Source organism: Vibrio sp. 2-1-2a (assembly GCF_032648565.1).
GTDB lineage: Bacteria > Pseudomonadota > Gammaproteobacteria > Enterobacterales > Vibrionaceae > Vibrio > Vibrio diabolicus.
In genome coordinates this window covers 276,922-302,519 of sequence record NZ_WBOH01000005.1, presented here as the reverse complement: position 1 = coordinate 302,519, position 25,598 = coordinate 276,922, and the positions used below count along the sequence as shown (strand labels likewise).

The 25,598-nt window shown below is 45.3% G+C and carries 19 protein-coding genes; 8 read left to right on the top strand and 11 right to left on the bottom strand.

Annotated elements, in window-relative coordinates:
* Nucleotides 1–211 precede the first annotated feature (211 nt).
* The 6 genes from F7Y48_RS15715 to F7Y48_RS15690 form a co-directional block, all read right to left on the bottom strand.
* Nucleotides 212–2,326 carry a type I secretion system permease/ATPase gene (locus tag F7Y48_RS15715; RefSeq protein WP_006740888.1) on the bottom strand — a complete coding sequence of 705 codons (2,115 nt, stop codon included), beginning with the start codon at nt 2,324–2,326 and terminating at the stop codon, nt 212–214.
* Between the two features lie 15 nt (nt 2,327–2,341).
* The gene (locus tag F7Y48_RS15710; RefSeq protein WP_031780239.1) at nt 2,342–4,255 is read right to left on the bottom strand and encodes a LapD/MoxY N-terminal periplasmic domain-containing protein; all 1,914 of its coding nucleotides are present in this window, start codon (nt 4,253–4,255) and stop codon (nt 2,342–2,344) included.
* 5 nt (nt 4,256–4,260) lie between these two features.
* Nucleotides 4,261–4,944 (bottom strand): transglutaminase-like cysteine peptidase, encoded by a 684-nt coding sequence (locus F7Y48_RS15705; RefSeq protein ID WP_005392134.1) that lies wholly within the window; start codon nt 4,942–4,944, stop codon nt 4,261–4,263.
* 114 nt (nt 4,945–5,058) lie between these two features.
* Nucleotides 5,059–6,450, bottom strand: a complete 1,392-nt coding sequence (locus F7Y48_RS15700; protein ID WP_005392136.1) for an HlyD family type I secretion periplasmic adaptor subunit — start codon at nt 6,448–6,450, stop codon at nt 5,059–5,061.
* A 172-nt stretch (nt 6,451–6,622) separates the two neighbouring features.
* A complete protein-coding gene (locus F7Y48_RS15695; RefSeq protein ID WP_316685015.1) occupies nt 6,623–7,849 on the bottom strand; it encodes a sigma-54-dependent transcriptional regulator in 1,227 nt (408 codons plus the stop codon).
* Nucleotides 7,842–9,716: an ATP-binding protein gene (locus F7Y48_RS15690; protein ID WP_316685054.1), complete on the bottom strand. Its 1,875-nt coding sequence runs from the start codon at nt 9,714–9,716 to the stop codon at nt 7,842–7,844. Before F7Y48_RS15690 ends, F7Y48_RS15695 begins: the two co-directional genes overlap by 8 nt.
* Before the next feature lie 115 nt (nt 9,717–9,831).
* On the opposite strand from F7Y48_RS15690, the gene pdxH reads away from it, so the two are divergent.
* Nucleotides 9,832–10,467, top strand: a complete 636-nt coding sequence (gene pdxH, locus F7Y48_RS15685) for a pyridoxamine 5'-phosphate oxidase (protein ID WP_005392142.1) — start codon at nt 9,832–9,834, stop codon at nt 10,465–10,467.
* A 71-nt stretch (nt 10,468–10,538) separates the two neighbouring features.
* Here the strand turns inward: pdxH and F7Y48_RS15680 are convergent, their stop codons facing one another.
* Nucleotides 10,539–11,258 (bottom strand): PAS domain-containing protein, encoded by a 720-nt coding sequence (locus tag F7Y48_RS15680; RefSeq protein WP_005392144.1) that lies wholly within the window; start codon nt 11,256–11,258, stop codon nt 10,539–10,541.
* 974 nt (nt 11,259–12,232) lie between these two features.
* Here F7Y48_RS15680 and F7Y48_RS15675 point away from each other — a divergent pair.
* The 4 genes from F7Y48_RS15675 (at nt 12,233) to putP (ending at nt 18,931) form a co-directional block, all read left to right on the top strand.
* The gene (locus tag F7Y48_RS15675) at nt 12,233–13,045 is read left to right on the top strand and encodes an AraC family transcriptional regulator (protein WP_006740882.1); all 813 of its coding nucleotides are present in this window, start codon (nt 12,233–12,235) and stop codon (nt 13,043–13,045) included.
* 405 nt (nt 13,046–13,450) lie between these two features.
* On the top strand, nt 13,451–16,582 hold the full coding sequence (putA, locus tag F7Y48_RS15670; RefSeq protein WP_316685014.1) for a bifunctional proline dehydrogenase/L-glutamate gamma-semialdehyde dehydrogenase PutA: 3,132 nt from the start codon (nt 13,451–13,453) through the stop codon (nt 16,580–16,582).
* 11 nt (nt 16,583–16,593) lie between these two features.
* Nucleotides 16,594–17,301 carry a 1-pyrroline-5-carboxylate dehydrogenase gene (locus tag F7Y48_RS15665; protein WP_006740880.1) on the top strand — a complete coding sequence of 236 codons (708 nt, stop codon included), beginning with the start codon at nt 16,594–16,596 and terminating at the stop codon, nt 17,299–17,301.
* A gap of 136 nt (nt 17,302–17,437) precedes the next feature.
* Nucleotides 17,438–18,931 (top strand): sodium/proline symporter PutP, encoded by a 1,494-nt coding sequence (gene putP / locus F7Y48_RS15660; RefSeq protein WP_005392162.1) that lies wholly within the window; start codon nt 17,438–17,440, stop codon nt 18,929–18,931.
* Nucleotides 18,932–19,055: 124 nt separating this feature from the next.
* Here the strand turns inward: putP and F7Y48_RS15655 are convergent, their stop codons facing one another.
* Entirely contained in the window at nt 19,056–19,589 is a 534-nt protein-coding gene (locus F7Y48_RS15655) for a GNAT family N-acetyltransferase (RefSeq protein ID WP_006740879.1), read from the bottom strand.
* Between the two features lie 182 nt (nt 19,590–19,771).
* On the opposite strand from F7Y48_RS15655, the gene F7Y48_RS15650 reads away from it, so the two are divergent.
* Nucleotides 19,772–20,011, top strand: a complete 240-nt coding sequence (locus F7Y48_RS15650; RefSeq protein ID WP_005392166.1) for an RNA recognition motif domain-containing protein — start codon at nt 19,772–19,774, stop codon at nt 20,009–20,011.
* Between the two features lie 58 nt (nt 20,012–20,069).
* Here F7Y48_RS15650 and F7Y48_RS15645 read toward each other — a convergent pair whose 3' ends face one another.
* Nucleotides 20,070–20,624 carry a GNAT family N-acetyltransferase gene (locus tag F7Y48_RS15645; RefSeq protein WP_316685013.1) on the bottom strand — a complete coding sequence of 185 codons (555 nt, stop codon included), beginning with the start codon at nt 20,622–20,624 and terminating at the stop codon, nt 20,070–20,072.
* 384 nt (nt 20,625–21,008) lie between these two features.
* On the opposite strand from F7Y48_RS15645, the gene F7Y48_RS15640 reads away from it, so the two are divergent.
* Both F7Y48_RS15640 and F7Y48_RS15635 read left to right on the top strand, forming a co-directional pair.
* Nucleotides 21,009–21,257, top strand: coding sequence for a hypothetical protein (locus F7Y48_RS15640; protein ID WP_012842405.1), 249 nt, complete (start codon nt 21,009–21,011; stop codon nt 21,255–21,257).
* Between the two features lie 290 nt (nt 21,258–21,547).
* The gene (locus F7Y48_RS15635; RefSeq protein WP_006740877.1) at nt 21,548–22,024 is read left to right on the top strand and encodes an Lrp/AsnC family transcriptional regulator; all 477 of its coding nucleotides are present in this window, start codon (nt 21,548–21,550) and stop codon (nt 22,022–22,024) included.
* Nucleotides 22,025–22,148: 124 nt separating this feature from the next.
* Here F7Y48_RS15635 and F7Y48_RS15630 read toward each other — a convergent pair whose 3' ends face one another.
* Both F7Y48_RS15630 and F7Y48_RS15625 read right to left on the bottom strand, forming a co-directional pair.
* Entirely contained in the window at nt 22,149–22,856 is a 708-nt protein-coding gene (locus tag F7Y48_RS15630; protein WP_005392172.1) for a DUF445 domain-containing protein, read from the bottom strand.
* 591 nt (nt 22,857–23,447) lie between these two features.
* Nucleotides 23,448–25,298, bottom strand: coding sequence for an ABC transporter ATP-binding protein (locus F7Y48_RS15625; protein WP_005392176.1), 1,851 nt, complete (start codon nt 25,296–25,298; stop codon nt 23,448–23,450).
* Nucleotides 25,299–25,598 lie beyond the last annotated feature (300 nt).

Sequence of the window (25,598 nt, the reverse complement as noted above, 5' to 3'; positions counted from 1 at the left end):
AACCTAAGACGTGTTGAGTGAAATGGCTTGCTAGGATATCTATCAAATGGAAGAAGATGAAAAGGCGATTATGATGTTGGTCGTGATTGTGGGGCTAGTGCTCGTTTGGATAGCGCTTGAAGAGCTTAACTATCTTGGATTCTCAATAAAATAAGCCCCGTTAAACATGAGTGTAAACGGGGCCTTTCTCTTTTCTAAATGCTAATTTCGGTTAGCTAACCGCACGTACTTTGCCTTGCTTCAAGTCATTCAGCACTTGCGCTTTGGGACCATCAGCAATGATGCTGCCTTTCTCCATCACAATCACTCGATCAACAATGTCGAGCATCGACGTTTTATGCGTAATCAGTATCAATGTTTCGCTCGGTTTGAGCTGAGATAGCTGGTGCTTAATATGCATTTCAGAGCGGTTATCCATCGCGCTGGTCGGTTCATCCATGAGTAGGACGGGAGGACGGCCCAAAAATGCACGAGCGATCGTGACGGCTTGACGTTGACCACCAGAAAGCATCGCACCACCTTCACCTACTTGACGTTCTAAACCAGCTGGATCCGATTGTGTAAATGCGGTCACGCCTGCACGGTTTGCTGCATCAAGCACGTCTCGGTCATCGGTTAGTGGACGACCTAAGGTAATATTGTCGCGAATCGAACCGAAGAATAGATTCGAATCTTGAGGCACACAGCCGATGTTACGTCGAACATCAACGTGGTGAAGCTGTGCGATATCAGTATCATCGATACGTACGTGTCCCTCTGTTGGCTTATACAAGCCCATAATCAAGCGCTCTAACGTTGTCTTACCCGAACCAATCCGACCGATTATAGCAACTTTTTCTCCAGGATTTATCGTGAGAGAAATGTTACGTATAGACGCGACAGGAGAGTCTGGGTAATGAAACGTTACGCGATCAATTTCAATCTTACCTTGGATGATTGGGCGATGGATGTAGCGTTTCCCTTCTTCTTGCTCGTCCGGCATTTCCATGACTTGATTGATAATCGTCATAGAAGACTTCGCTTGGTTGTAGCGCGTTGAGAGCAAAGACAACTGAACCAAAGGCCCTATGGCGCGACCACTCAACATGGTTGCGGCGATTAAGCCACCCATAGTGAGCTCGCCCTCTGCAATCAGATAAACGCCGAGAATGATCATCCCAACGTTACTACTTTGTTGCACGAAGCCTGCCGCATTCTGGATGCTGTCGGTAATGCGGCGGCTTTTGATGTTCCAGTTCGCCATGTGCGCCACCGCTTCTTCCCAACGGTATTGGAATTGGCTTTGCGCGCTGAGCATTTTTACGGTTTCTAGCCCCGCTAGACTCTCAATTAAGTTGGCGTATTTTTGCGATGCTAAGCGTGACCCTTCCTCTATAGAGCGACGCAGCGGTCCTTGTATCAGTAGAGAATGAACAATCAAAATGACCACGCCGACCATTGGGACATATACAAGATCGCCAGCCATTAGCCATATAATCACTAAGAAAAGAATGGCAAAAGGCAGGTCAATTAGGGCACTGACGGTCGCTGAAGTGAAAAACTCTCGAATAGATTCAAACTCTTGAAGATGGCGAGCGAATGCGCCGACCGAAGGCGGCTTGGACTCCATTCGGATGCCCATCACTTTGCTGAACAGCTTGGAGGAAATCAGAATGTCAGACTTCTTTCCTGCGACATCAATAAAGTAGTTTCTCAACGATTTGAGTATGAAATCGAATAGAAAGACAACAAAGATGCCGCTTGCCAATACCCATAAGGTTTCAAACGCGAGATTTGGTACCACTTTGTCGTACACCAAACGAGTGAACAGCGGGGCGGCAACGGCAAAGAGGTTGATGAGAAGTGAGGCGATTAAAACATCGCGGTAGATACGTTTTGACTGCCACAAGGTTGACCAAAACCAGTGACCTTCGTTGGTTTTGAGCACCTCGGGAGAGCGCTCATCGAAACGGAATTGTTTTTTAACTAAAAAGTAGCGACCAGTGTACTGCTCAAGTAGGTCTTCTAATGGAATGGAGATTGGCACCATTCCACTTTCTAAGGTGGTGACTTCGGCTTCGCGTGTCTCCGCGTTAATGCTGTTGAGAACGCATGAGTCACCGCCTTTAAGAACTAAGATTGCCGGCAGAATCAGGCTGGAGATGTTCTCCAGCTCTGCACGGTTTTCCTTGGCAACCAATCCGGCCCTTTCCGCTGCTCTTGGTAGCAAAAATGGAGTTAGCTTGCCGTCTGAAAGCGGAAGGCCATTGACCAGCGCTTCTGGCGAGTTAGCTAACCCATAGTAACGGCTAACGTAGATGAGCGAATTCAGTAAAGGGTCTTTCATCTGTGGTAAACCTTTTTATTCCTTGTCGACGATGAATCCTTGGAATACCTCAACAAAATGCTCGGTGAGAAAGTCCAACTGGATTTGAGTTTCAATACGCGACGCGATAGTCGTAATGCCTAGGTTATGAGCAGTACGAGAAATCGACGTTAGCGTGAATTTCTGTTTTTCGTCGTGTAAGTTGTGTGTGAATAGGTAATCGAGCTTCACATAGTTAGGGCGGAACTCTTGGATGTACTCCAATGACTGGAAGTTACGTCCATAGTTATCTACGCCAAACTCAGCCCCAGATTGGCGAATGGCATTACATAACAGCGCCGTGTGGTGAGGCTGATCAATAAAACACTCCTCTGGAATTTCAAAGTGTAGCTTAGAGGCCACTTTTGCGTGTTTTTCCAACATGCTGGTGGTCCAGCGAATGAACGATGGCTGAGACAAGCTGCTTTGCGCAATATTGATCGCGACAGGATCGGTTAGCTCGCCACTTTCCAGCATCTTAATCATCGACTCAATAACGTATTGGTCGAAAATATTGGTGGCGTCTAGCTGCTCTAGTGCGAATAAATATTGGTTGGCACGGAACGTTTCGCCCTCTTTTTCGATGCTTGAGAACACTTCGTTATGGAACACTTTACCCCAAGTGTTCTTCGCTGCTTGGAAGCGGAATTTAACCCAATCGCTATGAATCGCTTCTTCAACCAGCGCTTTCCACTGCTGTTTACCCATTAAGTTAGAAGGTGTGTCACTGCCGATAAAGCCGTAAGCTTTGTCTGGTTGAGCTTTGGCTTTCGAGAGCGCATTATCCACCATAGATAAGATTTCAGAGCGCGTTTTTTGGTCTTTACTATGCGCAACACCTAAGGCTGCTTTTGGTTTGGCTAGGCCGGTTGGATCAGTGTTCAACCCGTTAACGCAGTTCACGATGCTGTCCGCCAAAATGCGTAGTTCGCTTTCATCCATGTGTGGGAAAAGCAGGCCAAATTCATCACTAGATAGGCGTGCAATGGTAGCTCCCGGCACATCAATGGTGTTTTTCAGACGTTGAGACAGCTCTTTTACGTGGGCATCGGCGCGTTGGTAGTCTTTTGTCTCGTAAATGTCACCAATGTATTCTGCATGGAGTAGCGCGATACCCCCTTGCGTTTGCTCTGCCAACCATTGGTCTATTTGGTTGATGTAGAACGAGCGATTACCCAGTTTGGAGATAGGGTCGAGGTAAGCTTGAGCACGCAGTCGTTGTGCCTCTTTCGCTTGTTCTTTGAATGACAGCTCAATTTGAGCAGACATCATGTTAATGCCATCTACCACCGCGATCAGATCTTTAGTTCTTGGACGAGCAAGTGGTTCACCAAATTGGTTATTAGCGATTTCATGCATTTTCTTCACGATGGCCGCTAATGGTTTTAGTGAGCGACGGAGGATGTACGAAATCGCAATTAAACCAGCCAGGAAAATGACACTGAATGCAGATAACAAACCAATAAAGCCTTGCCAGAGCTGCTCGTAAGCTGCTCCTGGGTGGCTAATGATTTCCACTTCAGCAAGTTGCATCCAACCACTGGTTACTACGCGCTTATCGTGAATGGCTTTGAATAGATTCATGTCGATAAACCATTGTGGCACCGTACTTGGTTTAACCGGGTAAGTGCGCACGATTTGGTAGTCAGAATCTAAAGCGGTCAGGCGAACAACCGAGTAGGTGCTGCCGTCAAACAGAGCATTAATCACGGATTCTACCGCGACTTTATCTTTGTCTTTAAGGTAAGGAGCCAATGCCAAACCTACGGTGTTAATGGTGTTGTTGACCTCTGAACGTTGCTGTTGTTCCAAGCTGTCTCGAGTCGTGTTGAATTGGATTACGAATACTGATGCCAACAAGAGTATAAAGACCGTAACCATTCCCACTACAAGCTTCTTATATAGGGTCATGTTTCTCACTCGTCATAGTTAATTTTAGGTTTATTTAACTGCAACTTACGTTCGCGCGAGCGTAAGTCATTCCAAAGGCTCAACCGTGATGCTTTCCCTGCCAGCTCTCCAGTGCTAGCAGAAGACTTCATCAACCACAGGTTTGTACCATTAAAACTGTATATCGGTAGCAAGTCGCTACGTTTAGAGGCTCGGACAATATCAGGGTTGATATTGTCGAGAATGAGCGGCTCAGAGCTTGGGGTTGGGTAGTAAGCTAATACCATGTGAAACTGATTCAGTTCGATGGCTTTTACGTAGATCAAACGCATCTTAGAATCTGGTATTCCTAGCTCGAGTAACGAGAAGTACTTGGCGATGGTGAAATCCTCACAATCCCCTGCATTACTCCCTAAAAATTCGAGTGGCGTAGCCCAATAATCTGTCTTTCCCCACAGTTTTATGTCGTCAACAAAATACAGCTGGTTAAAAAAGTCGTTGACGCCAGCGAGCTGTTCATGTGTCTCTAATTGTTTAAATAAGTCGAGGTTTTTTCGCCATGTATTTACGCGCAATCCCGCACGTTCGCCGTACACCGCTGTGACCGTATTGACCCATTGTTGTTCTTTACTGCTTAACGCACCAATTTGGAACGAAAAACAACTTAAACTGATTAATAATGTAACTTTACGCTTCAAATTGGATCGCATATTCGACTCATATCACAAGTATACTCTTCTAAAGGGTTCGTCAGTGAGAAACAAGTGCTTTTTATTTAGTCACTTATCGCTCAATACTCGCCGTTGTGAGTACCTTGGTGTGATTTACTCCTTCAAGGCGTTCGTTTTGGCACTTAAAATCGGCTTAAGTAGATATTCCAAAACGGTTCGCTTCCCTGTGATGATATCGACCGATGCCGTCATTCCTGGAATGATTGGTAAATCTGCATCTTGACCAAAATTCGTTTTATCGGTGCGGACACGAACGATGTAAAAGCTATTTCCTTCTTCATCTTGGGTTGTATCTGCGCTGATGTGCTCCAATTCACCCTCTAAGCCGCCGTACTTAGTGAAGTCGTAAGCCGTAAACTTCACGATGGCGTGTAGGTCCGGGCGCAAAAATGCAATGTCTTTGGGCGCAATTTTCGCTTCTACTAATAACGTATCTTCAGTTGGTACAATTTCGACGATATCCATGCCTGGCTGGATAACACCCCCAACGGTGTTGATGTTCAGCGTTTTGATTTTGCCTGTTACTGGCGAGTTCACAACAGTTCGATTAACTCTATCTTCTAAACCCACTGCTGATTCAACCAAGGCAGATAACTGGTCTTGGGCGCTATTGAGTTTCTCTTGCTGTTCAGAGCGGAATTTGAGCGCAACATCGATGCGATTAAGCATGGATTCTCGAATTGCTGACTTTAGTACCGGGATTTTGAGCTCACTGGAAGTCATTTCGCGGCGGGTGTCGTTGACTTGGCGCTGTAATTTGAGTAATTCAATACGAGGTACAACACCTTCATCAGCCAACGGTTTGGTGATGTCTAATTCTTTCTTTGCATATTGATAGCTTTGACGTAAGTTCCTTACTCGCGCTTCAATCTCTACTAAGTCCTGCTGCTTTTGCTGAACTTGTTGGTCAATCACCGAAAGTTGGTTGCGTAAATTGTCTAAATCTTCGCGGTACTCTGCTTTCTGGCGCTGAGTGAGTTTCGGCTGAGTTTCTTCTAAAGTTGGCGGAAAGGTCAGTTTGCCATAATCGAGTACTACGCTTTGGCGCCAGTTTTCCGTTTCAAAATCACGATTCACGGCAACACTGTTGATCGAAGCTGAGAGTTGCAGCACAGACGCAGTTAGGTTGGCAACTTGTTGTTCACGCTCACGAAAATCAGAGCGAAAGCGAGTGTCATCGATAAGAAGTAACTGCTGACCTTTTTCAACCAACTGACCTTCTTTGACTAAAATTTCTTTGACTAAGCCACCTTCTAAGTTTTGTACAACTTGAATCTGTGAAGAGGGAATGACTTTTCCCTGACCAACAGTGACCTGGTCGATTTCAGCCCAAGACGCCCAGCCTATTGCAGCAATAAAAAACAACACCATCACCCAGAGCATCAAACGTGCGCTGTTGGGGGTGTTGAGGAGCAATGCTGCAGTTTTGTCGTCAACAAAATCCAACTCTTCATTGTTGAGTTTGTTGTAGTTATCTCGGCTCATCACAGTCCCTGCTTATATAAATGCTGATTATCTTTTTGATCTTATTATTATTAACCGATCATGTCAGTATGCTCGGCGAATAAAAATATGAGACGAAGACCATTCTCTCTCCGAATGAGCGTTTTCAATGCTTCTCCAGCAAAAGAAAAGTGAAGATATCGTCAGAGTATGGCTATTGCGCCTTGAACTTGGTTTTATCCAACTGATGTTTTTTTAGTTTGTCGTACAAGGTTTTGCGTGATACCTGTAATTCTAGTTGAACCTCTTTGAGTCTGCCTCGGTGTCTTTGTAGTGCATCGAATAATAAGCAATATTCAAAGTATTCTGTGCGCTGAGTCATACTCTGAATTTCGATACTTTTTTCACTGTTCCAATCTTCCATTCGGAAGGTATCTGGCTTGAGCGCGCGAAGTTCTGCAAATTGGCGCAACTGCTTAATATTTTCTGGCCATTCTAAATCGGTCAGATGTTTGACTTCTTCTAAGCTAATGTGTGGCGGTTGAAGCTGATAACGGCTCGCTGCGTGGCGTACAAAGTGCTTATATAAAGGCCCTATATCTTCCTTTCTTTCATCGAGTGTCGGCAAGTGAATTAGAGTAGCCAGGGCTTTGATAGACGGATCAACTTGGGTTGTCGCACCAAAAACACGCTCAAGTTTCGGGTGGTTAAACAAGCATTGCCATTGTTCATATGAGACATGCTCAGCACTATGTAAGTACAAGCTGCAATGGCTTTTTCCTTCAATCAAGCGATGTATGGCTTTATCGAGGGCTTCTAATGAAAGCTCATAGAGATCCTCACCAGAAGCGGCGATTAACTCGCTGTCTGGCGTTGCATGTATGTCGTGGGCAAATTGCGCGGCGAGCCGGCGACCTGTGCCATCTTGACCAACAAAAATGATCGGCTGGTTCGTTGGTGCGCAGATCAAAGCGCGACGAATGCTCACCATGGCTTTACTGTGACCAATCATTTTCGGGCCAACGTGAGTTTGCATGTCGAGCTCTTTCTTAAGCCAGATGTTTTCCTGCAATAGATTCAACTTATCACCAGCATTATTGAGCGACTTCATAAGTTGTTCCGTTGAAAAAGGCTTTTCGAGAAAGTCGTACGCGCCGCTTTTCATCGCATCTACCGCGGTTTTGACATCACCGTGTCCTGTGAGCACGATAAATTGGAAGTGATCGTTTTTACTTCGCAAGGTTCGCATGAACTCCAATCCATCCATCACGGGCATATGGATATCGGTGATGATGATCGCTGGCGTATTTGGGTCGATAACGCGTAAGGCTTCCACGGCGTTTGGTAAGCAGGTGACGTCTATCCCTTCAATAAGCAGTGCTTGAGCGACGGCATCACGAATATGTGGTTCATCATCAACAAAGAAAACGGGATTATTCATGGTTGTTTTCCACTTCTGGGTTGCGTTGGTTTTGGATAGCGATTGGCAGCGTCACGATAAAGGTCATGCCTCCTGCTTGTTGTTCCGTGTTCTGATGTTTATAAGCACTGAGTGAGCCGTGATAGCTTTCTAAAATGCGTTTGGAGATGGTCAAACCTAATCCTAAGCCCTCAGGCTTAGTCGTAAAAAACGGGTCAAAGACTTTTGCTAGGGCTTCGTCCGACATGCCGGGCCCGTTGTCGGAAACAAGAATGTCACAGTTGTCATCATGACACTGAACGGCAATAGATATTTGCGGATCAATGCAGTAGTTTTCCATCGCTTGTGCAGCGTTGTGGAAGAGATTGATCAGAACTTGCTCTAACTCAACGCTGTGAATTGCTAGCTTCACATTATAATCGATGGCTGGGACTTTTAATGTCACCCCTTGTTTAATGAGTTTGTTGCTCAAAATGCTGGTGGCAGTATGCACTGCGTCGTGCAGTACCGCGATTTCATTGTGTGAATCGTGCGTGGCTTTCCGAGTGAAGACTTTTAAGCGAGCGATCACTTCCGAAATGGTGTCATTGAGTGTCAGCATTTTGCCCAAATTGTCGGCGACCATTGGGTATTTTTCCATTGCCAACAAACGCTGCGAGTTTTCGGTATAGGTTCTTAGTGCGGAAAGTGGCTGATTTATCTCATGATTAATACTGGCAGACAGCTCGCCCAACAGTGCCAATTTCGCGGCTTGAGTCAGTTCTTGTTGTGTTTGTTTAAGCTCTTGTTGGCTTTGCTCATATTGGCGGATGGTCTGTTGTAGCTTTTGGTTGGCTTCACTCAGCACTAGTGTCCGTTGCACCACTTTTTCTTCTAGGCTCACATTAAGGTCGGCTAGGCGTGCCTTGTTCACGAGTGTTTGGAACCACGCCAACGCAATCAGCGCAATGAGCGCATATAGAATCAGGAAGACGATATCAGCCTGTAAAACGGCGGCAAGGACGGTGTTGTGGTTTATCAAGGCAACGACGCGAAATCCTTTATCCAATACATGTGTCGCGTATGCGAGGTAATTGGGTGAGAGGAGCAATTGATTATCAGCAAACTCGCTGACGCCAGTTTGCGCGGTAAGCTCACCAAAATACTCTGGTAAGGTATCGCCATACTGACGCGTTTCGGTAAGCTCGTTTATCGCACTCGGTGACAGCGGGAAAAGTGCACGATAGCGCCAGTTAGGCAAATTGCTCATAAACACGACATTGTGTTTATCCGTGATGAGTACGTCCGTCGTGGTTTGCGAAAGACGCTGTTCCAACTGCTCCAAATTCACTTTTACCGTGATCACGCCAACGACCTCATCATTTACCCAAAGCGGAGATGAGAAGAAGTACCCACGTTTATTTGAACGAACGCCTAACCCGACATATTGAGCAGGTTCACCGCGTCGCGCATTTTTAAAATAGGGACGATAGCTAAAGCTGGAACCAACAAACGTATCTTCTTGCTGAAAGTTACTTGAGGCAATGACCAACCCTGTGCGGTCATGAACGTAAATCGTATCGGCCAAACTTTGTTTCAACCAATCTGCTAACAATAGGTTGAGCTCGTGAGAGGGCGCTCCGCGTTCTACTGCTTTGAGTAATCTCGGATCGTGACTTAATAGGTTTGGTATCTGTTCAAACTTTGCCAGCTCGTAGTCGACTTCTTGCGACACTTGCGCTGCTTGTCTCTCTAGCTTTTGTTGCCACTGATCATGTTGGTATTGAGTTGCGTAATGATGAGTAAGCGCAAGCCCTGAAATGCCAACGGCACACAGTAGCAATAGAAAATGGCGTAGGGCTTTAGGGTTGAGTAAGTTCACGATCAGCTCACTGGTTTTTTGTGTCATGGTATCAAATGACACACTGTGATGCTGTGAGCGGCAACGATAACAAGCACAATGATGTCCTTGTATTTCCTCAGTATCGGGAGCACAATCGACAAAAACGAGTGAAGGAGTAAAGATGGAACTTGCTGATATTCGTCGTGAGTACACCAAAGGTGGGCTACGTCGTAAAGATTTGAAAGCTGATCCTATTGATCAATTTAATCTGTGGCTAGAGCAAGCAGTTGAAGCGGGGTTAACGGACCCGACTGCGATGACAGTTGCAACGGTTGATGAAAATGGCATGCCGTTTCAACGCATTGTTCTATTGAAAAACGTCGACAAAAATGGCTTCGTATTTTACACCAACCTAGGCAGTCGTAAGGCCCAGCAGCTTGAGCATAACAGCAATATTAGTTTGCACTTCCCTTGGCATCCGTTAGAGCGCCAGGTTCATATTACTGGTGTGGCGGAAAAGCTCACCGCCGTAGAAAATATGAAATACTTTACTTCTCGTCCAAAAGAGAGCCAATTAGCCGCAATCGCGAGCAAGCAAAGTAGCCGTATTTCTGCTCGAGGCGTATTAGAAGGTAAGTTTTTAGAGCTAAAACAGAAATTTGCTAAGGGTGAAATACCGGTTCCAACCTTCTGGGGTGGCTTTCGCGTAAAACCACAGAGCATCGAGTTTTGGCAGGGTGGTGAACATCGTCTTCATGACCGCTTTCTTTTCTCCCAACATGATGGAAGTTGGGACATTGACCGTCTAGCGCCATAAACTCTCTTGCCTCATGAATAAACAAACACCGCCACTTGGGCGGTGTTTTTGTAGGTGGAAAGTGGCGCGAATTATCGTTCTCCATTCAACACTACCGATAATTGATGCTTAAGCAGCGTTTTGGGTACAACAGAGCCGTAGCCAGCTTCCATTGCTTTATCTATTAGTTCGTTCTTGCTGTTCGCTGCAAACTTATTACGTAAGCGTGCGACGTGACCTTCAACGGTTTTTGTTGATATACCCATGACCTGAGAGATGAATTGTGGCTTCTTGCCGTAGAGCAAGAGGAAAAGCGTTTCTTGCTCGCGACATGTGAGCTTCTCAGGTTTTGGTTGTAAATCAGAGAAACGAAAGATGGATTGCTGATTAGGGTTGGTGCTGATTGCACGACAAACCCAATACCCCACTTCAATCACGGCGGTGTCGGTGAGTTCTCTTCCGTAGAAAATGGTCCCTACGATGTTACCATTGTCATCTCGCCACGGTGTTTTAGTAAAGATATGGGCTCGCCAGCGGCCATCTGGATAAGGGTGGATATCAAGAATTTTGAGTGACTCACCAGTTTCGATGACGTGTTTATCTTGGCGTTGAAATTCTTGTGCACATTCAGTGGTTGGGCTCGCCATCTCAAAATCAGTTTTACCGACGCACTCCTCGGGCGACGTGTGTCCCAACAGTTCTGCGTATTCCTGGTTTACGTAGCGGAATACCGAATCTTTATCTTTGCATCCCCAACAACCTGGTAGCTGTTTAAGGAGGGATTGTTCTATGGTATCGACTGAAATATTCACAAAAGGACTCACTACATACTGCTTTTACCAATACAGAGACGTCCGTGTTGCGTTGTTAATATTGACATTGCCAAGTAGGCAGTCATGTTGCTAGAACACGTTCGTTGATTGGCGCTCAATCCAATTAAGTTCATGGTGTTCGATATTTTCGTCACACAGTGATAAACAACAACGAAATTGAACGAAGAATTTAATTGGGAAAATGGTCTGTTTCATTACAGATATGTGCGCTCACGGATGTCCGCCTGATGTTCGGCTTACAACTCGTATCGTCCTTGATCATGCTTCCTACAACTCAGTTGTAATTTAGTTGGCGTTCATATCACTCCTCGAGAGGGAGAACGGCGCCTAAGTCATGTGAGAGGGACAGTGAGACGAAAGCTATAATATCAGCTTATGCCATTGTTTTCATTGTTGAGAAGCGAAAAAAAAGCCAGCCTGAAGACGGGCTGGCAACACAAGATATAATCTTGTCGACGTGTAGAAGAGGTTCTAAATTACCTAGCGAGGGTCTGCTAAGTAAGTTAGAGGTATCAATGAGATACCGAGAGCTTTAGATCGTATGCATCTTAAAGCTCGAGGACTAATGTATTGAATCAGAAGCATATTAGTAAGGGGGGAAATCCCTCTATGTTGATTTCAAGAGGTGGCTTTGATCTGTTTATGAGGCGATTTATCTATTTTGAACCGCAGTGTTCTACCAAATAACGGATTGTTCGGTAACAAGGATCTTTATATCTATTGGTTATGTATACGTAAGGTGCTTCTATCTATCCGTTTTTGTTAATAAAATTGGTTGCTCATTGACCGTAAGTTAACCTCGCATGATCATCGTTCCGGAACTATGATCATGTAAACCAACTTGATCATGCTGTTTTGATCTTGTGCGATTGAGTTGGGGAAAAGTTGCAACCCAACAAGGAAGGTATATGATGCCAAGACGTAAGCTGACCGTGTAAAGACGACTGTTTAAAATGAGTGATTCAGATAACCCCAAAGCCCCGCCATATCAAGAGATTATGCTGCCTAAGCCAGCAGAACTGATCACACTTCCGTCTTATATGGACTGCCATGATCATTCTTACACACAGATCGTGATTGGTTTAAAAGGACAAGCCGAATTTGAAGTGCGTGGACGAGGTAATCTTGTCGGTCCTGGCCAAGGTTGTGTGGTAACCGCATGCTCTGATCATGCTTTCGGTGGCGTCATTAATCAATCGGATATTTTGGTGCTGAATATGCCAAAACCGACAAATGATGATCCTGAAATGCTGCAGAAAATCAATAATCTAGAAAGAGACCATGTCTACTTTCAGTTAGACGGTCAAATTCAGAAGCTGATACAGATGTTGGTCCAGGAAATGCGTAACCATCCTGATGATCTGCTGCTTAGTCGCGCGTGTAATGACACCGTGATTGCATTGATGCAGCGCCATATCTCTGCATTTGAGACTAGCCGAAAAGAGTCACGCTTTGATTTGGAGGCGATTGATCGCTACATCGAGCAGCACCTTAGCCATAAGATCAGTGTGGCTCAGTTAGCGGGACGAGTGTTTCTTGGGGAAAGTCAGTTCCATTGCTTGTTTAAGGAGCAGATGGGGATTACACCTCATCAATATGTTCTCGGAAAGCGTATCGACATGGCTCGTGAATTAATCGAGCAAGGCCACCTTTCTTTAGGGCAAATTGCGGAATTCACTGGTTTCTCAAGCCAGAGTACGTTTACTCATACTTTTACTCGCTTACAGGGAATATCGCCATCCCGCTATAAAAAACAAGTTGGATAACAACGCGTATTTTTAGGTCAAATTAGCAGCAATTAGAATAAAACCATGCAATATGCATGGTTTTTTGTGTTTTATTCACGTGACCTATCTCTCGTTTTGTTAAATTCTCTGTCCTTTGGTGTGACTGATATGCCACTTGATCCTACATTTTCTCTTAGAACGAGCGCTTCACAAAAATCTTATTGATATTCCTGACATTTTGTTGTGAATGCAATGAAAAAATTAAAATTTACAATACAAAATATTACCTATTTGAATGTGACTATGTGGATGTTTTGTTATAAAAGCGAGTTTTTGGCAAAAATGTCGTAGTTTTTGACAAGTATTCTTATCGGCCTCAAAATACACTGCCAGCCATTGATAATCCTCGAAGCGGTTTTCGAGGAGTGAGATTGAGGAACACACATGTTTACAGCTACGAACGTGTTGACACCGGAATTTATCGGGCAGCCGCTTGATAAGTTGTGGTCACTGATCTCGCCATTGTATATGGTGGACGAGTCTCAATGGCTAGAGCAACTATTGCCACTAGCGACGCCGACAGAGGATGAAAAATCGGCGATCACTACCCAAACGACCCAACTTATCGAAGCCATTCGTGCCGATAAGAAGTCAATCCAGATGATTGATGCTCTATTGTTGGAATACAGCTTAGATACTCAAGAAGGTATCTTGCTGATGTGTCTTGCAGAAGCATTAATGCGCACCCCAGATGCCGCGACAGCAGATTCTTTGATTAAAGATAAGTTGAGCGTCGCAGACTGGAAATCTCACCTGAAAAACTCTGACTCTGTGTTTGTTAACGCATCAACATGGGGACTTATGCTAACAGGTAAAGTGGTTGGCCTTGGTGAGCAAGGCACCCAGAGCCCAGGTCAGGCTGTAAACCGTCTGGTAAATAAATTCTCTGAGCCTGTGATTCGTAAAGCCATGTATCAGGCAATGAAGATCATGGGTCATCAGTTTGTTCGTGGTCGTACGATCGAAGAAGCGCAAAAGAACGGTCGCCCAATGCGCGACAAAGGTTTCACCTACTCATTTGATATGTTAGGTGAGGCGGCGTTAACTACAGCGGACGCGAACAAGTACTTCAAAGATTACCTAATGGCGATCGAAGCGGTAGGTCGAGAGACTTACGGCAATGACACCAGTCCTGCGCCTTCGATTTCCATCAAGCTTTCTGCATTACACCCGCGCTACGAAGTCGCAAATGAAGAACGTGTAATGACAGAGTTGTATGACTCACTAATGCAGCTATTGAAACGTGCAATTGAAGTCGACGTTGCAATCACAATCGATGCAGAAGAAGCGGATCGTCTTGAGCTTTCTCTGAAGCTATTTGAGAAAGTGTACCGTAGCGATCTTGTGAAAGGTTGGGGCAAGTTTGGTTTGGTTATTCAAGCCTATTCAAAACGTGCTCTACCAGTCTTGGTGTGGCTAAACGCACTCGCAAAAGAGCAGGGTGACCTTATTCCGCTGCGTTTGGTTAAAGGCGCGTACTGGGACAGCGAAATCAAGTGGTCTCAACAAGCGGGTTACGCTAATTACCCGGTATACACTCGCAAAGAAGCGACGGACGTTGCGTACCTAGCTTGTGCTCGTTTCCTACTTAGCGAAGGTGTTCGCGGTAATATCTACCCACAATTTGCAAGCCACAATGCCCACACGGTGACGGCAATCGCTGTAATGGCTGAGCACAAAGAGTACGAGTTCCAGCGTCTACATGGTATGGGTGATTCTCTGTATAACCATGTAATGGAAATGTATGGTCAGCCAGTACGTATTTACGCTCCTGTCGGTAGCCATGCTGATCTTCTTCCGTACTTGGTTCGTCGTCTGCTTGAAAATGGCGCGAACAGCTCGTTTGTACACCGTCTGGTTGATGCGCGTTGTCCGATTTACGAGTTGACTCATCACCCTGTTGATGTGTTGACGGGGTTTGACACGCTACACAACGACAAGATCCCATTACCTGCCGACATCTTCCCTGAGCGTAAGAACTCATACGGCGTCAACATTGATATCGACAGTGAGGCAAAGCCATTTGAAGCGCAAGTAGAAAGCTTCATGGACAATCAGTGGGTTGCAGGCCCGATGATCAATGGTGAGCGTTTTGCCGAAAGCATGATCAAGGAAAATGCGGCTGAGATCATCACCGCACCGTACGATCGCCGAATTGAAGTCGGCAAGGTGGCATTTGCAACACTTGATCATGTTTCCGCTGCAATTGATGCGGCGCAAACTGCTTTCTCTGATTGGAAAGGCGTTCCTGTTGAGCAAAAAGCGGCTTGTTTAGAAAAGCTTGCTGACTTAATGGAAGAAAATCTGGCTGAGCTGGTGGCGATTTGTCACAAAGAAGCGGGCAAGACGATTCACGATAGTATTGATGAAGTTCGTGAAGCAGTGGATTTCTGTCGTTATTACGCGAAACAAGCGCAAAACCTACAGCCATTTGAGCTAGAAGGTTTTGACGGTGTGAAACGCATTTCTAGCCGTGAAGGTCTTGGTGTGTTTGTGTGTATTAGCCCTTGGAACTTCCCGCTGGCTATCTTCCTTGGTCAGGTAACGGCAGCACTGATTGCAGGTAACACTGTGGTTGCCAAACCTGCTGAGCAAACAAGCCTAATTGCCGCTCGCGCTATTGAACTAATGCTTGATGCGGGCTTCCCTGCTGGTGTGATTCAGTTACTTACTGGTCGCGGCGCTGAGATTGGTCATGCACTGACTTCTCATGATGCTATTGCTGGTGTGGCATTCACTGGTTCAACGGCAACTGCGCAACGCATTAACGTCACGCTTGCGGAGCGCAGCGCGAAACCGGTTCCGTTTATTGCGGAAACAGGTGGTCAAAACGCAATGATCGTGGACAGTACGGCATTGCCAGAGCAGGTGGTGCGTGATGTGATTCGTTCGGCGTTTGCATCTGCCGGTCAGCGTTGTTCTGCCCTTCGTGTTCTATTTGTACAAGAAGATGTAGCAGACCGTATGATCAACCTGATTCAAGGTGCGATGAATGAGCTGCATGTTGGTTTACCTTACCTACACAAAACAGATGTTGGTCCGGTTATCGACAGCAACGCAAAACAAAAACTCCTTGCTCACCTTGAGCAAATGAGCAAAACACAGACTAAAGTCGCTCAGCTGCAACTTGACGAATCGTGCCAGCATGGTGATTTTGTCTCGCCAAGTGCGTTTGAAATCTCGGGCATCGATGTGCTGAAAGAAGAACAATTTGGTCCAATCTTGCACATTGTTCGCTTTAAAGCGTCTGAATTACCGAACGTGGTTGCGCAGATCAACAAGACGGGTTTTGGCTTGACGATGGGTATCCATAGCCGTAACGAAACCACGTACCGTTGGATTGAGAAACACGCTCGAGTGGGTAACTGCTACATCAACCGAGACCAAGTTGGTGCTGTGGTTGGCGTACAGCCGTTTGGTGGTCAAGGCTTGTCGGGTACTGGCCCGAAAGCTGGTGGTCCACACTACCTATTCCGCTTTACTCAACATCTTCTTGCTCAAGCAGAAAACGCATAAGGAGTCGCATTATGGTTCATCAGATCACCTATTTTAAAGATGCATTCTCTGCGTGGGAGCAGTGGAATCTGACTGATTTTGATTACAAATGCGAGCATGTTCTGGCATTTAAATCTGCATTAGAAGGGCAGCAGTCTACCGTTGCCAAAGTGGTTTCTTACCACTTGCAACAAGCATCAACTCTTCTTGCAGAAACTCACCAGTTAGTTGGCCCTACAGGGGAAACTAACGAACTGTATGCCGCAGGACGCGGTGTGGCTTTGGTGATTTGTGAAAACAACATCGAGCCTGCTGATAATGCGTTATACAGTGCTTTTGCAATGATCACCTGTGCCTTAATTGCAGGCAACAGCGTGGTCGTTTGCAGTGACAATGCAGAGCTAAACCAACTGGTTAAGCAAGCTGTAGCGTTGGCAAACTTCCCATCTAACTTAGTCCAGGTTGTTGCGTACGATGCGTCTGCCCCGTTGCTTGAGAGCGATGTACGTAGTGTGGGTTATGTTGGGCGTTCACAGGTTGAGCATGCGCTCAATCTTCAACTAGCTAAGCGTGACGGTGCAATCGTCGGCTTAGTTTCTGAAACGGATTTAGAGTCACCGAAATTGGCTCATGATCCTCATCTCTCGTTGCGCTTCATTACCGAGCGCACTCGAACGATAAATATTACCGCGGTGGGTGGTAACGCGACTCTACTCGAGTTGGGGAACGAAACTCACTAACCTGACTTGTGATACCAATCTGGAGTAACTGGACTGAGAGCCGGTCCAGATTGGTTTCTTATACTCTGATGTATTGCTGAGACGGTAAAATATCAGGGCAGGCAAGGAAGGAAATAATTATAACGAGGACTATCTAATGATAGAAAATAGCTTTGCTATCACGTCCACTTTTGTGGCGTATTTACTGATTATGGTTGCTATTGGCGTTTACGCGTATAAGAGGACTTCCAATTCATCTGATTACTTCCTAGGTGGCCGTAGCCTAGGTCCGTGGCCTGCTGCATTATCTGCAGGTGCTTCAGACATGAGTGGCTGGTTGCTGCTAGGCTTGCCTGGCTATGCGTACGCTGCGGGTATCGAGGCCTTCTGGTTAGCCGGCGGTCTACTTCTTGGTACATGGGCAAACTGGCTCATCAGTGCAAAACGCCTACGTACTTACAGTATCCAAACTGACGCGTTAACGTTGCCAGAGTTCCTGTCACGTCGCTTCAACGATAAGTCGAAACTGATCCAGACAATCTCTGCGTTTTTCATTCTTCTATTTTTCCTTTTCTACACCAGCTCAGGTTTGGTCGCAGGGGGCAAACTGTTTGAGACGGTATTCGGTCTAGATTACACCTACGCTGTTATCATCGGTACGGTGTGTGTGGTTTCTTACACACTATTCGGTGGTTTCCTTGCGGTATCTTGGACTGACTTAGTGCAAGGTCTGCTAATGGCCGCTGCGCTAATGATTGTTCCTGTCGCAGTCATGGACGGTGGTCTAGGTCAGCTAACTTCTGATCTGCATGACATCAACCCAGAACTTGCAACGCTATGGAATGACGCCAAAGGCGAACCACTGTCTGCGATTGCTATCATCTCTTTAGCGGCATGGGGTCTTGGTTACTTTGGTCAGCCACACATCCTAGCGCGTTTTAAAGCGTCTCGTTCAAACAAAGATCTAACGACTGCACGTCGTATCGCTGTGATTTGGACTGCACTATCTATGGTTGGTGCAATGCTTGTTGGTCTTGTCGGTCTGGTTTGGGTTACGGGTCATCCGGGCACTCAACTAGAAGATGGCGAGAAGATCTTCATGTTATTGGTTAACGCAGTATTCCACCCTGTCGTTGCGGGTATGTTGTTAGCAGCAATCCTAGCGGCGGTAATGAGTACAGCAGACTCACAGCTTCTTGTTTCATCTTCAGCGCTTGCAGAAGATTTCTACAAGCAAGTATTCAAGCCAGAAGCGTCTTCTGAAGAAATCGTAATGATTGGCCGTATCGGCGTTATCGTGATTTCGCTTGTTGCGCTATTCCTAGCAATGACACCAGATAGTTCAGTACTTGGTCTTGTTTCTTACGCTTGGGCTGGCTTCGGTGCTGCATTTGGTCCTGCGGTTGTACTTAGCCTTTACTGGAGCGGTATGAACCGTAACGGCGCACTAGCAGGTATCCTTGTTGGTGGTATCACTATCGTTGTTTGGAAGCAGCTAACTGGCGGTTGGTTTGATGTGTACGAAATCGTACCGGGCATCATCTTCTCTACGCTTGCTATCGTTGTTATCAGCAAAGCGACAGGCGGTGCAGCGCAAGACGTATTAGACCAACATCAATCGTACGAGAAGAAACTAGTTGAACTAGACTAATTACTTCCTTTTACGAACACAAAGCCCGCTTATACAGCGGGCTTTGTGTTATCTGAACTTAATAAACGTTAATGGTGATTGCTTGAGGCCAGATTTTCACGTCGCTTTATTCTTTGTGAGTGTATTAGTCACGACGAACTTTGGCGTAAATAACGGTGTTACTTAGCTCGCCAGAAGGCGCACGCCGAGCATTGCGTAGCTCACCTTCAAACTCATACCCACAGCGCTCAGCAACCGCACGACTTTTGCGGTTATTCGCATCGGCTAGAATCGCGATTCTTTTCGCGTCCAACGCTTCGAATGCATAGTTTTCAATCGCCGCTACCGCCTCAGAGATATAACCGTAGCCTACCGCGCGATCATCAAGCCAATAGCCAATCTCAAATGCCGGTATCTCTTGATCATGGATCATTAACCCAATGGCGCCGAGTAAACGATCGCTTTCCTTGTCGATTAGGTAGTAGCGCAACTCTTCTTCGAAGTTTTCAAAGTTTGCGATGGCTTTCTCTGTCCCTGCAATCATCGCTTCTAAAGTGAGCACGTGAGGTACCCATGGCAGGTAAACTTCAAGCGTTTTTTGGCTACGAACAACGGCCTGATGTGCTTCTTCTGCACGTTCCAAGCAAGCTGGGATGAGCTTTAAACGTTTGGTTTCCATGTCGAATCTCCTAGGTTTTTATACTCCAATCGTTTCGTAATGCAGGATTCAGAGCGTTGTCACTAAAAATCATTTAAACAGAAACACTTAGATACATCTAGCCTTCGCAAGAACATTATTCACTTGGTTTGTAAGGGAGAAGCTGAGAGAATTGAGGCGTTATAAACATAAAATGGTTTAATATGAAACTTCTAGTAAGAAACTTAGCTCGTGAGACGACAGAGCAAGACATCCGTACTCTGTTCTCAAACTACGGCAAAGTTGAGCTTTGCACCGTCGTGCTTGATCAAGAAACGGGTTTATCAAAAGGGTTTGGTTTTGTGATCATGCCGGATGAAGCCGAAGCCGTTGCGGCGTTGGAGGCACTAAACCTGTCTTCAGTACACAAGAGCAAGATTCGTGTGAAAGTCGCACAAGACTAGTATTTTTGCCTTTCAAGGTGAAAGATAAAACCAGCTGAGAGGCTGGTTTTTTAGTGCCTTAATTTTGAGAGGTCGCTACGGTTACTTGAGGCGAAAATATTTGCTGGTATACGCAGACTTCTCGTTCTTTTCCCTGCATTTTGATGATGTGATTGTCGATATACGTCATGCCCAACTTTTGAATGACTGATTGGGATTGTCTGTTTTCGACCAAGTGCATCGCTTTTAGGCCCGATAACTCAAAATGTGGTCTGGCAAACTGAATTAAAGCCATTGACGCTTCTTGAGCAAACCCATTCCCCCAATAATCGACGCCAAGCCAATACCCTAATGTGCCGACTCCCTCCGAGATGTTTAGCAGACTAACAGCACCAATTAACGCTTCGTCTTGACGTTGAGTAATGGCATATATGACCCCACTACGTTGGTGATATACGCCAACATGGCTCTTAATCCAAACTTGTGCCATCGGCTCTTCATAGGGATGAGGAATATTTGCCGTCATATCTGCAATGCTCTTGTCTCCTGCGAGTCGTGCGACTTTTTCGCTGTCTGTCGGATGAAATGGGCGAAGAATAAGCCTTTCTGTAGTGAGCGTTGGTTGAAGCGTCATCGTGCGTCCTTGAGATGAGTCAGTATTGTGGAAATTGCAGATTCACACTGTAAATCAGGCGTGTTTAAACAACCAAGTAATGCCTGAATCGAAAATGTGAGTGAAAGCCATATTTAAAACGCCATAAAATTGATCATTGCAGATTGAAATAGCGAGTAGCAACAATTGGTTATGTGTGATGTGTCGTATTATTACACACATAAGCGCGTTCGTTCATAATAATGGTACAAAAGTTGAGGTCTGACCAATGTCTCAATTTTTTGATACTTTCGTCCAATTTTTTGAAGATAGGACACAAAAAATTAAAGGGGCTTTTTTATTGTGGAATTATTTTGAACAAAATATGTCAATTGTCAGTAGTACTGAAAAACAGGGAGAAGAGAAATGCCGGATATATATTGCGCAGCTTGTAGAAAATCAACGCAACATAAAGTGATCATGAAGCGTTGCGAGCCACAGCCCGTTGATTCGTTGACAGGTAAAGTGGTGAGTTTTACACAGCTGATGGCGAAATTTGTATCAGGTGAACACTACTACGAGATGGAACCACAATACTACTGCCGATGCTGTAATCATCGTGCAATTGGAGAAGTGATTCCTCATCCTACCAGGCATACGTCGGCAGCTCTCTAATTCAGAGCGATAGCTATGATTAATAGCTAAACAGGGCGGCCTGTCCCGCACGCCAGATCTATAAAGGCGTATCACACGCTTTCAAATTTGCGACTCTACGGGAGCCGCTAGATTACTTTTGTTCTTCATACTCGGTTATGGAGAGAGCGGCAGTAATCGCAGCCCTTTCCTTCCTTAGTTATTTTCTAATTATTCTCTGCTGAATTTCACATGCTGTGCATTTGATGGTTTGCAATTGTTTAAGCAACGATTAATGTGATGCTTCCTGAGTGGTTACAAGGATGTGGTTAATGAGTTACCAATTGGACCGGATTGATTTACACATTTTGAGAGTGCTTCATTCAAGAGGCAGAATTCCAGTTGTTGAACTCGCAAAGCAGATCAACTTAACGACCTCGCCATGTTCTGACCGCGTGAAGCGGCTAGAAAAAGAGGGGTATATTAATGGCTACCATGCTGAGCTGAATGCGGAAAAATTAGGGTTGGATGTGCAAGTATTCATCCATATTCGCTTAGACCAAACCAGTTTTTCCATTTTTGAAAAGTTTGCGAAAGCCGTCGAATTGATGCCGGAAATTGAAGAGTGTTATTCGCTCTCTGGGGACTTCGATACCATGATAAAGGTTCGTGTTAAGAGTATGAAAGCGTATCAGGAGTTTATGTCGAGTAAGTTAGGCACGCTTCCGGGCGTGATCCAGACTCGCAGTGAAGTGGTAATTGAAGAACATAAAACAGGATTTGGCGTGAACCCGGAGCTCCTTGGTTAGGCGAGGCTGATGTCTATGACTGCAGCGCTTATGCGTTGAGCATATTATTTAGCGTGGCTTGGCGTATTACTTTTTCAAGATCAAAAAAGGAGCCGAAGCTCCTTTTTGATAAATCGGTGAGCGACTATGCGCCGATAAAGGTGCTGATAACGCCAATTAAACCGCCAAAAACACCGCCCCAAACGACTAGCCAGCCAAGGTGTTCTTTAATCATTTTTTGCACCATTTCTTTGACCAGTGCGGGTGTTAATTCGCTCAAGCGCTGATCAATGATGCCTTCAATGTTCTGCTTTATCTCATCCATCATAGCAGGAGATTCGAACTGCTCTTTCAGTGCTTCTTTGATGTTATCGCTCTTGCTCAACTCAATAATGGATTCTTGCATCTTTTCGACGAAAGGCTGCCGCATAGGTTGTAATGCCTCCGCGCCGCCAAACATTGCTAGCATGCCGCCAAATTGAGAGCCTTCGATCACTTCTACCAAAGAGTCAAACGCTGGGTTTAAATCCACTTTCTCAATCACAGGTTGAAGATCGATGTTTACACCGCCCGCCATTTCTTTGTTCAAGAATCGATCGATGTTCGCTTCGGTAAAGAACTGCTCCATCATCAAGTTTTTGATAGCCAGTTTAAACTCTTCAAATCGCGCGGGGATCACGCCAGAACCGTATAATCCAGGCACTTTTTCAAACAGCATGTGGATGGCAAGCCAGTTAGTGATGGCGCCTGAGAACGCAAACAGCCCCGCATACCAAAGGTAGTCGTTTTGTAATTGATGACCTCCAGCCATCAAAGCGATAGCGAGGACATTCGTTAGCAAACTTTTGTTCATAGTGACCAGTTATATGTGAATATCGGAATAAATAAGTGGGCCTGATTCTATACCTAAGTCACATTGAGATGCTAGGTTTTGCCGCGATGAGTGACCGTGTTGCGAAGGGATAAAAATGGATGTGCAGAGAAACAAAACCCGACAATTACTGTCGGGCCACTGCTTTTTCTTAGAAAAACTGAGATTCTATTTTTAATTTTAGATGCGGTAGATCTTACAACAAAGTTGGCATTTCCATCTTTCTGAGTAGCCGAATAGCTTGTCAGCCCAACTTGGTTTGAGTTGTACGATCTGCATTGAACCACATTTACACATAAGCTAATTACCTTATTGTTAATCTAATAACTAAGCCATCTATTGAGTATAGCTGTTTCTCAAAAAGTGAAATGACAAATGAAGACGGCTCAAAACTCTGTATTGTGTTCATTGCAATGGATACGCAACGAGGCGGTATATTAGCAGAAAAAATGTGAGCTTTATCATGGAGGGTGTTTCATATATGAGAAACTATAATGGCTATATGAGTATAGGGTTATCAATAAAAATGAAAAACGGCGCTTCATGCGCCGTTTTTATTGGGTTTCTCGCTAATTAAGAAACGTGTTGATTTTCTAACTCTTCAGCGATAAATCCGCCAGTTTGATGGGCCCAAAGCTGGGCATAAATACCGTTGTTCGCGATGAGCTCTTGGTGAGAACCTTGTTCAACAATACTGCCTTTATCTAGCACGATGAGGCGATCCATTTGTGCGATGGTCGACAATCGGTGCGCAATCGCAATAACGGTTTTTCCTTGCATTAATTCATTCAAGCTTTCCTGAATCGCTGCTTCGACTTCTGAATCCAGAGCCGATGTAGCTTCATCCAGTACCAGCAATGGTGCATCTTTTAGTAGCACACGAGATATTGCGATACGCTGACGTTGGCCGCCAGACAGTTTCACACCACGTTCACCAACTTGCGCATCGTATCCGACGTTGCCAAATGGGTCGGTCAGAGTTTCAATAAACTCATGGGCATGCGCTTGCTTAGTGGCTTTCAACAAATCTTCTTCTGTCGCATCTGGGTTGCCATACAAAATATTGTCTCGAATCGAACGGTGTAGCAGAGAAGTATCTTGGGTCACCATACCGATCTTTGAACGCAAAGAGTCTTGTGTGACTTCAGAGATGTTCTGTCCATCGATCTTAATGCTGCCGTCTTCGACATCGTGGAAACGAAGTAACAAGTTCACCAGAGTTGATTTTCCGGCGCCGGAGCGCCCAACCAAGCCGACTTTCTCTCCTGGTTTGATGTTGAGATCGAGGTGGCTAATCACGCCTTTGTTCTCACCGTAATGGAAGCTGACGTTATCAAAGTGAATGCCACCTTCAGTGACAACTAAGTCTTTTGCGCCTGGTTTATCTTTAATATCAATAGGCTTAGAGAGCGTTTTCATTCCATCGACTACGGTTCCCATATTTTCAAAGAGGGCGCCAACTTCCCACATGATCCACATCGACATACCATTTACGCGTAATGCAAGGCTAACAGCAATCGCAATCGCGCCAACGCTGATGGCACTATCCAACCACAGGTAAATCGATAAAGCAGCAACGGAAAACACCAAAATATAGTTTGAGATCTCTACAGCAACGTCGAAGCCGGTCACTAGGCGCATTTGACGATAGACCGTATTCAAAAATCCCTTCATGCCTTGCTCAGCATATTGGGTTTCGCGCTGGCTATGAGAAAACAGTTTGACCGTTTGAATATTGGTATAGCTGTCGACGATGCGTCCGGTCATTGTCGAACGTGCATCGGCTTGCGCTGAAGCGACATCTTTGAGCTTAGGGACAAAATAGATTTGGATAGCGATGTAAGCGAGCAGCCAGACGATCATTGGGATCATCAAACGCCAGTCTGCCGTCGCTAACATAATGATCATGCTGGTGAAGTAAACCGTAACATAAACAAACACATCCATAGCTTTCATGACGGTTTCGCGCACAGCTAATGAGGTTTGCATGACTTTAGTTGCAACTCGGCCTGCAAAATCATCTTGATAGAAGTTTAAGCTTTGATTGAGCAAATACCGGTGTGCAAGCCAGCGGATAGACATTGGATAGTTGCCCAATAATGTTTGGTGAACGAGCAACGAATACACGATCACCAAAATGGGCATGACAACCAACAATAAGGTTCCGTAGAAAATTAAATCTGCTTTATTGTCTTGCAAGAACGTTTCTGGATTGCTGGTGGACAACCAATCAACCAATTGTCCCATCGCGCCAAACAACATAACTTCAACGACAGCAACAATCGTGGCCATCAAAGACATGATGATCAAAGGCTTTTCGTAGCCGCGGGTGTAATAACGTAAAAAAGCGAGCATCCCTGAAGGAGGCTGATCTGGTGTGGATTTGGGGAACGGCTCTGTAAAGCCTTCAAATCGTTTAAACATAACTCATCCTAAAGTTAAAACAGTGCCATTTGGGGTGGCTAAATCCATCGATTCACGTTGCTTTGGACGAAGCCGCGTGTATAAGAGTTTTTGGCTGCTCTCGAGAAAGCAGACGGATTGACGAGAGGGGCGAAAAAATAGTCTAACCGATTGTGTTTTAAATGTAACTAGTTGGTTATGGGTGTGGTTGTCTATGGTTCTGATTCTTATGATGAATTCTTCGAATGTTTATCGCGATGCCATAAAACCTTAAACCTGCATAGTGACAATAAAAATTCGGGAGGAATAAGCTAAGTGCAG

Excerpts from the sequence above, each read along its gene's own strand:
- F7Y48_RS15635 (WP_006740877.1), top strand. The coding sequence starts at position 21,548 with ATGAGTTACCAATTGGACCGGATTGATTTACACATTTTGAGAGTGCTT.
- F7Y48_RS15645 (WP_316685013.1), bottom strand. The coding sequence starts at position 20,624 with ATGACGCTTCAACCAACGCTCACTACAGAAAGGCTTATTCTTCGCCCA.
- F7Y48_RS15710 (WP_031780239.1), bottom strand. The coding sequence starts at position 4,255 with ATGACCCTATATAAGAAGCTTGTAGTGGGAATGGTTACGGTCTTTATA.
- F7Y48_RS15695 (WP_316685015.1), bottom strand. The coding sequence starts at position 7,849 with ATGAATAATCCCGTTTTCTTTGTTGATGATGAACCACATATTCGTGAT.
- F7Y48_RS15630 (WP_005392172.1), bottom strand. The coding sequence starts at position 22,856 with ATGAACAAAAGTTTGCTAACGAATGTCCTCGCTATCGCTTTGATGGCT.
- F7Y48_RS15690 (WP_316685054.1), bottom strand. The coding sequence starts at position 9,716 with ATGACACAAAAAACCAGTGAGCTGATCGTGAACTTACTCAACCCTAAA.
- F7Y48_RS15640 (WP_012842405.1), top strand. The coding sequence starts at position 21,009 with ATGCCGGATATATATTGCGCAGCTTGTAGAAAATCAACGCAACATAAA.
- F7Y48_RS15665 (WP_006740880.1), top strand. The coding sequence starts at position 16,594 with ATGGTTCATCAGATCACCTATTTTAAAGATGCATTCTCTGCGTGGGAG.
- F7Y48_RS15715 (WP_006740888.1), bottom strand. The coding sequence starts at position 2,326 with ATGAAAGACCCTTTACTGAATTCGCTCATCTACGTTAGCCGTTACTAT.
- F7Y48_RS15650 (WP_005392166.1), top strand. The coding sequence starts at position 19,772 with ATGAAACTTCTAGTAAGAAACTTAGCTCGTGAGACGACAGAGCAAGAC.
- F7Y48_RS15705 (WP_005392134.1), bottom strand. The coding sequence starts at position 4,944 with ATGCGATCCAATTTGAAGCGTAAAGTTACATTATTAATCAGTTTAAGT.
- F7Y48_RS15700 (WP_005392136.1), bottom strand. The coding sequence starts at position 6,450 with ATGAGCCGAGATAACTACAACAAACTCAACAATGAAGAGTTGGATTTT.
- F7Y48_RS15675 (WP_006740882.1), top strand. The coding sequence starts at position 12,233 with ATGAGTGATTCAGATAACCCCAAAGCCCCGCCATATCAAGAGATTATG.
- F7Y48_RS15625 (WP_005392176.1), bottom strand. The coding sequence starts at position 25,298 with ATGTTTAAACGATTTGAAGGCTTTACAGAGCCGTTCCCCAAATCCACA.
- putP (WP_005392162.1), top strand. The coding sequence starts at position 17,438 with ATGATAGAAAATAGCTTTGCTATCACGTCCACTTTTGTGGCGTATTTA.
- putA (WP_316685014.1), top strand. The coding sequence starts at position 13,451 with ATGTTTACAGCTACGAACGTGTTGACACCGGAATTTATCGGGCAGCCG.
- F7Y48_RS15655 (WP_006740879.1), bottom strand. The coding sequence starts at position 19,589 with ATGGAAACCAAACGTTTAAAGCTCATCCCAGCTTGCTTGGAACGTGCA.
- pdxH (WP_005392142.1), top strand. The coding sequence starts at position 9,832 with ATGGAACTTGCTGATATTCGTCGTGAGTACACCAAAGGTGGGCTACGT.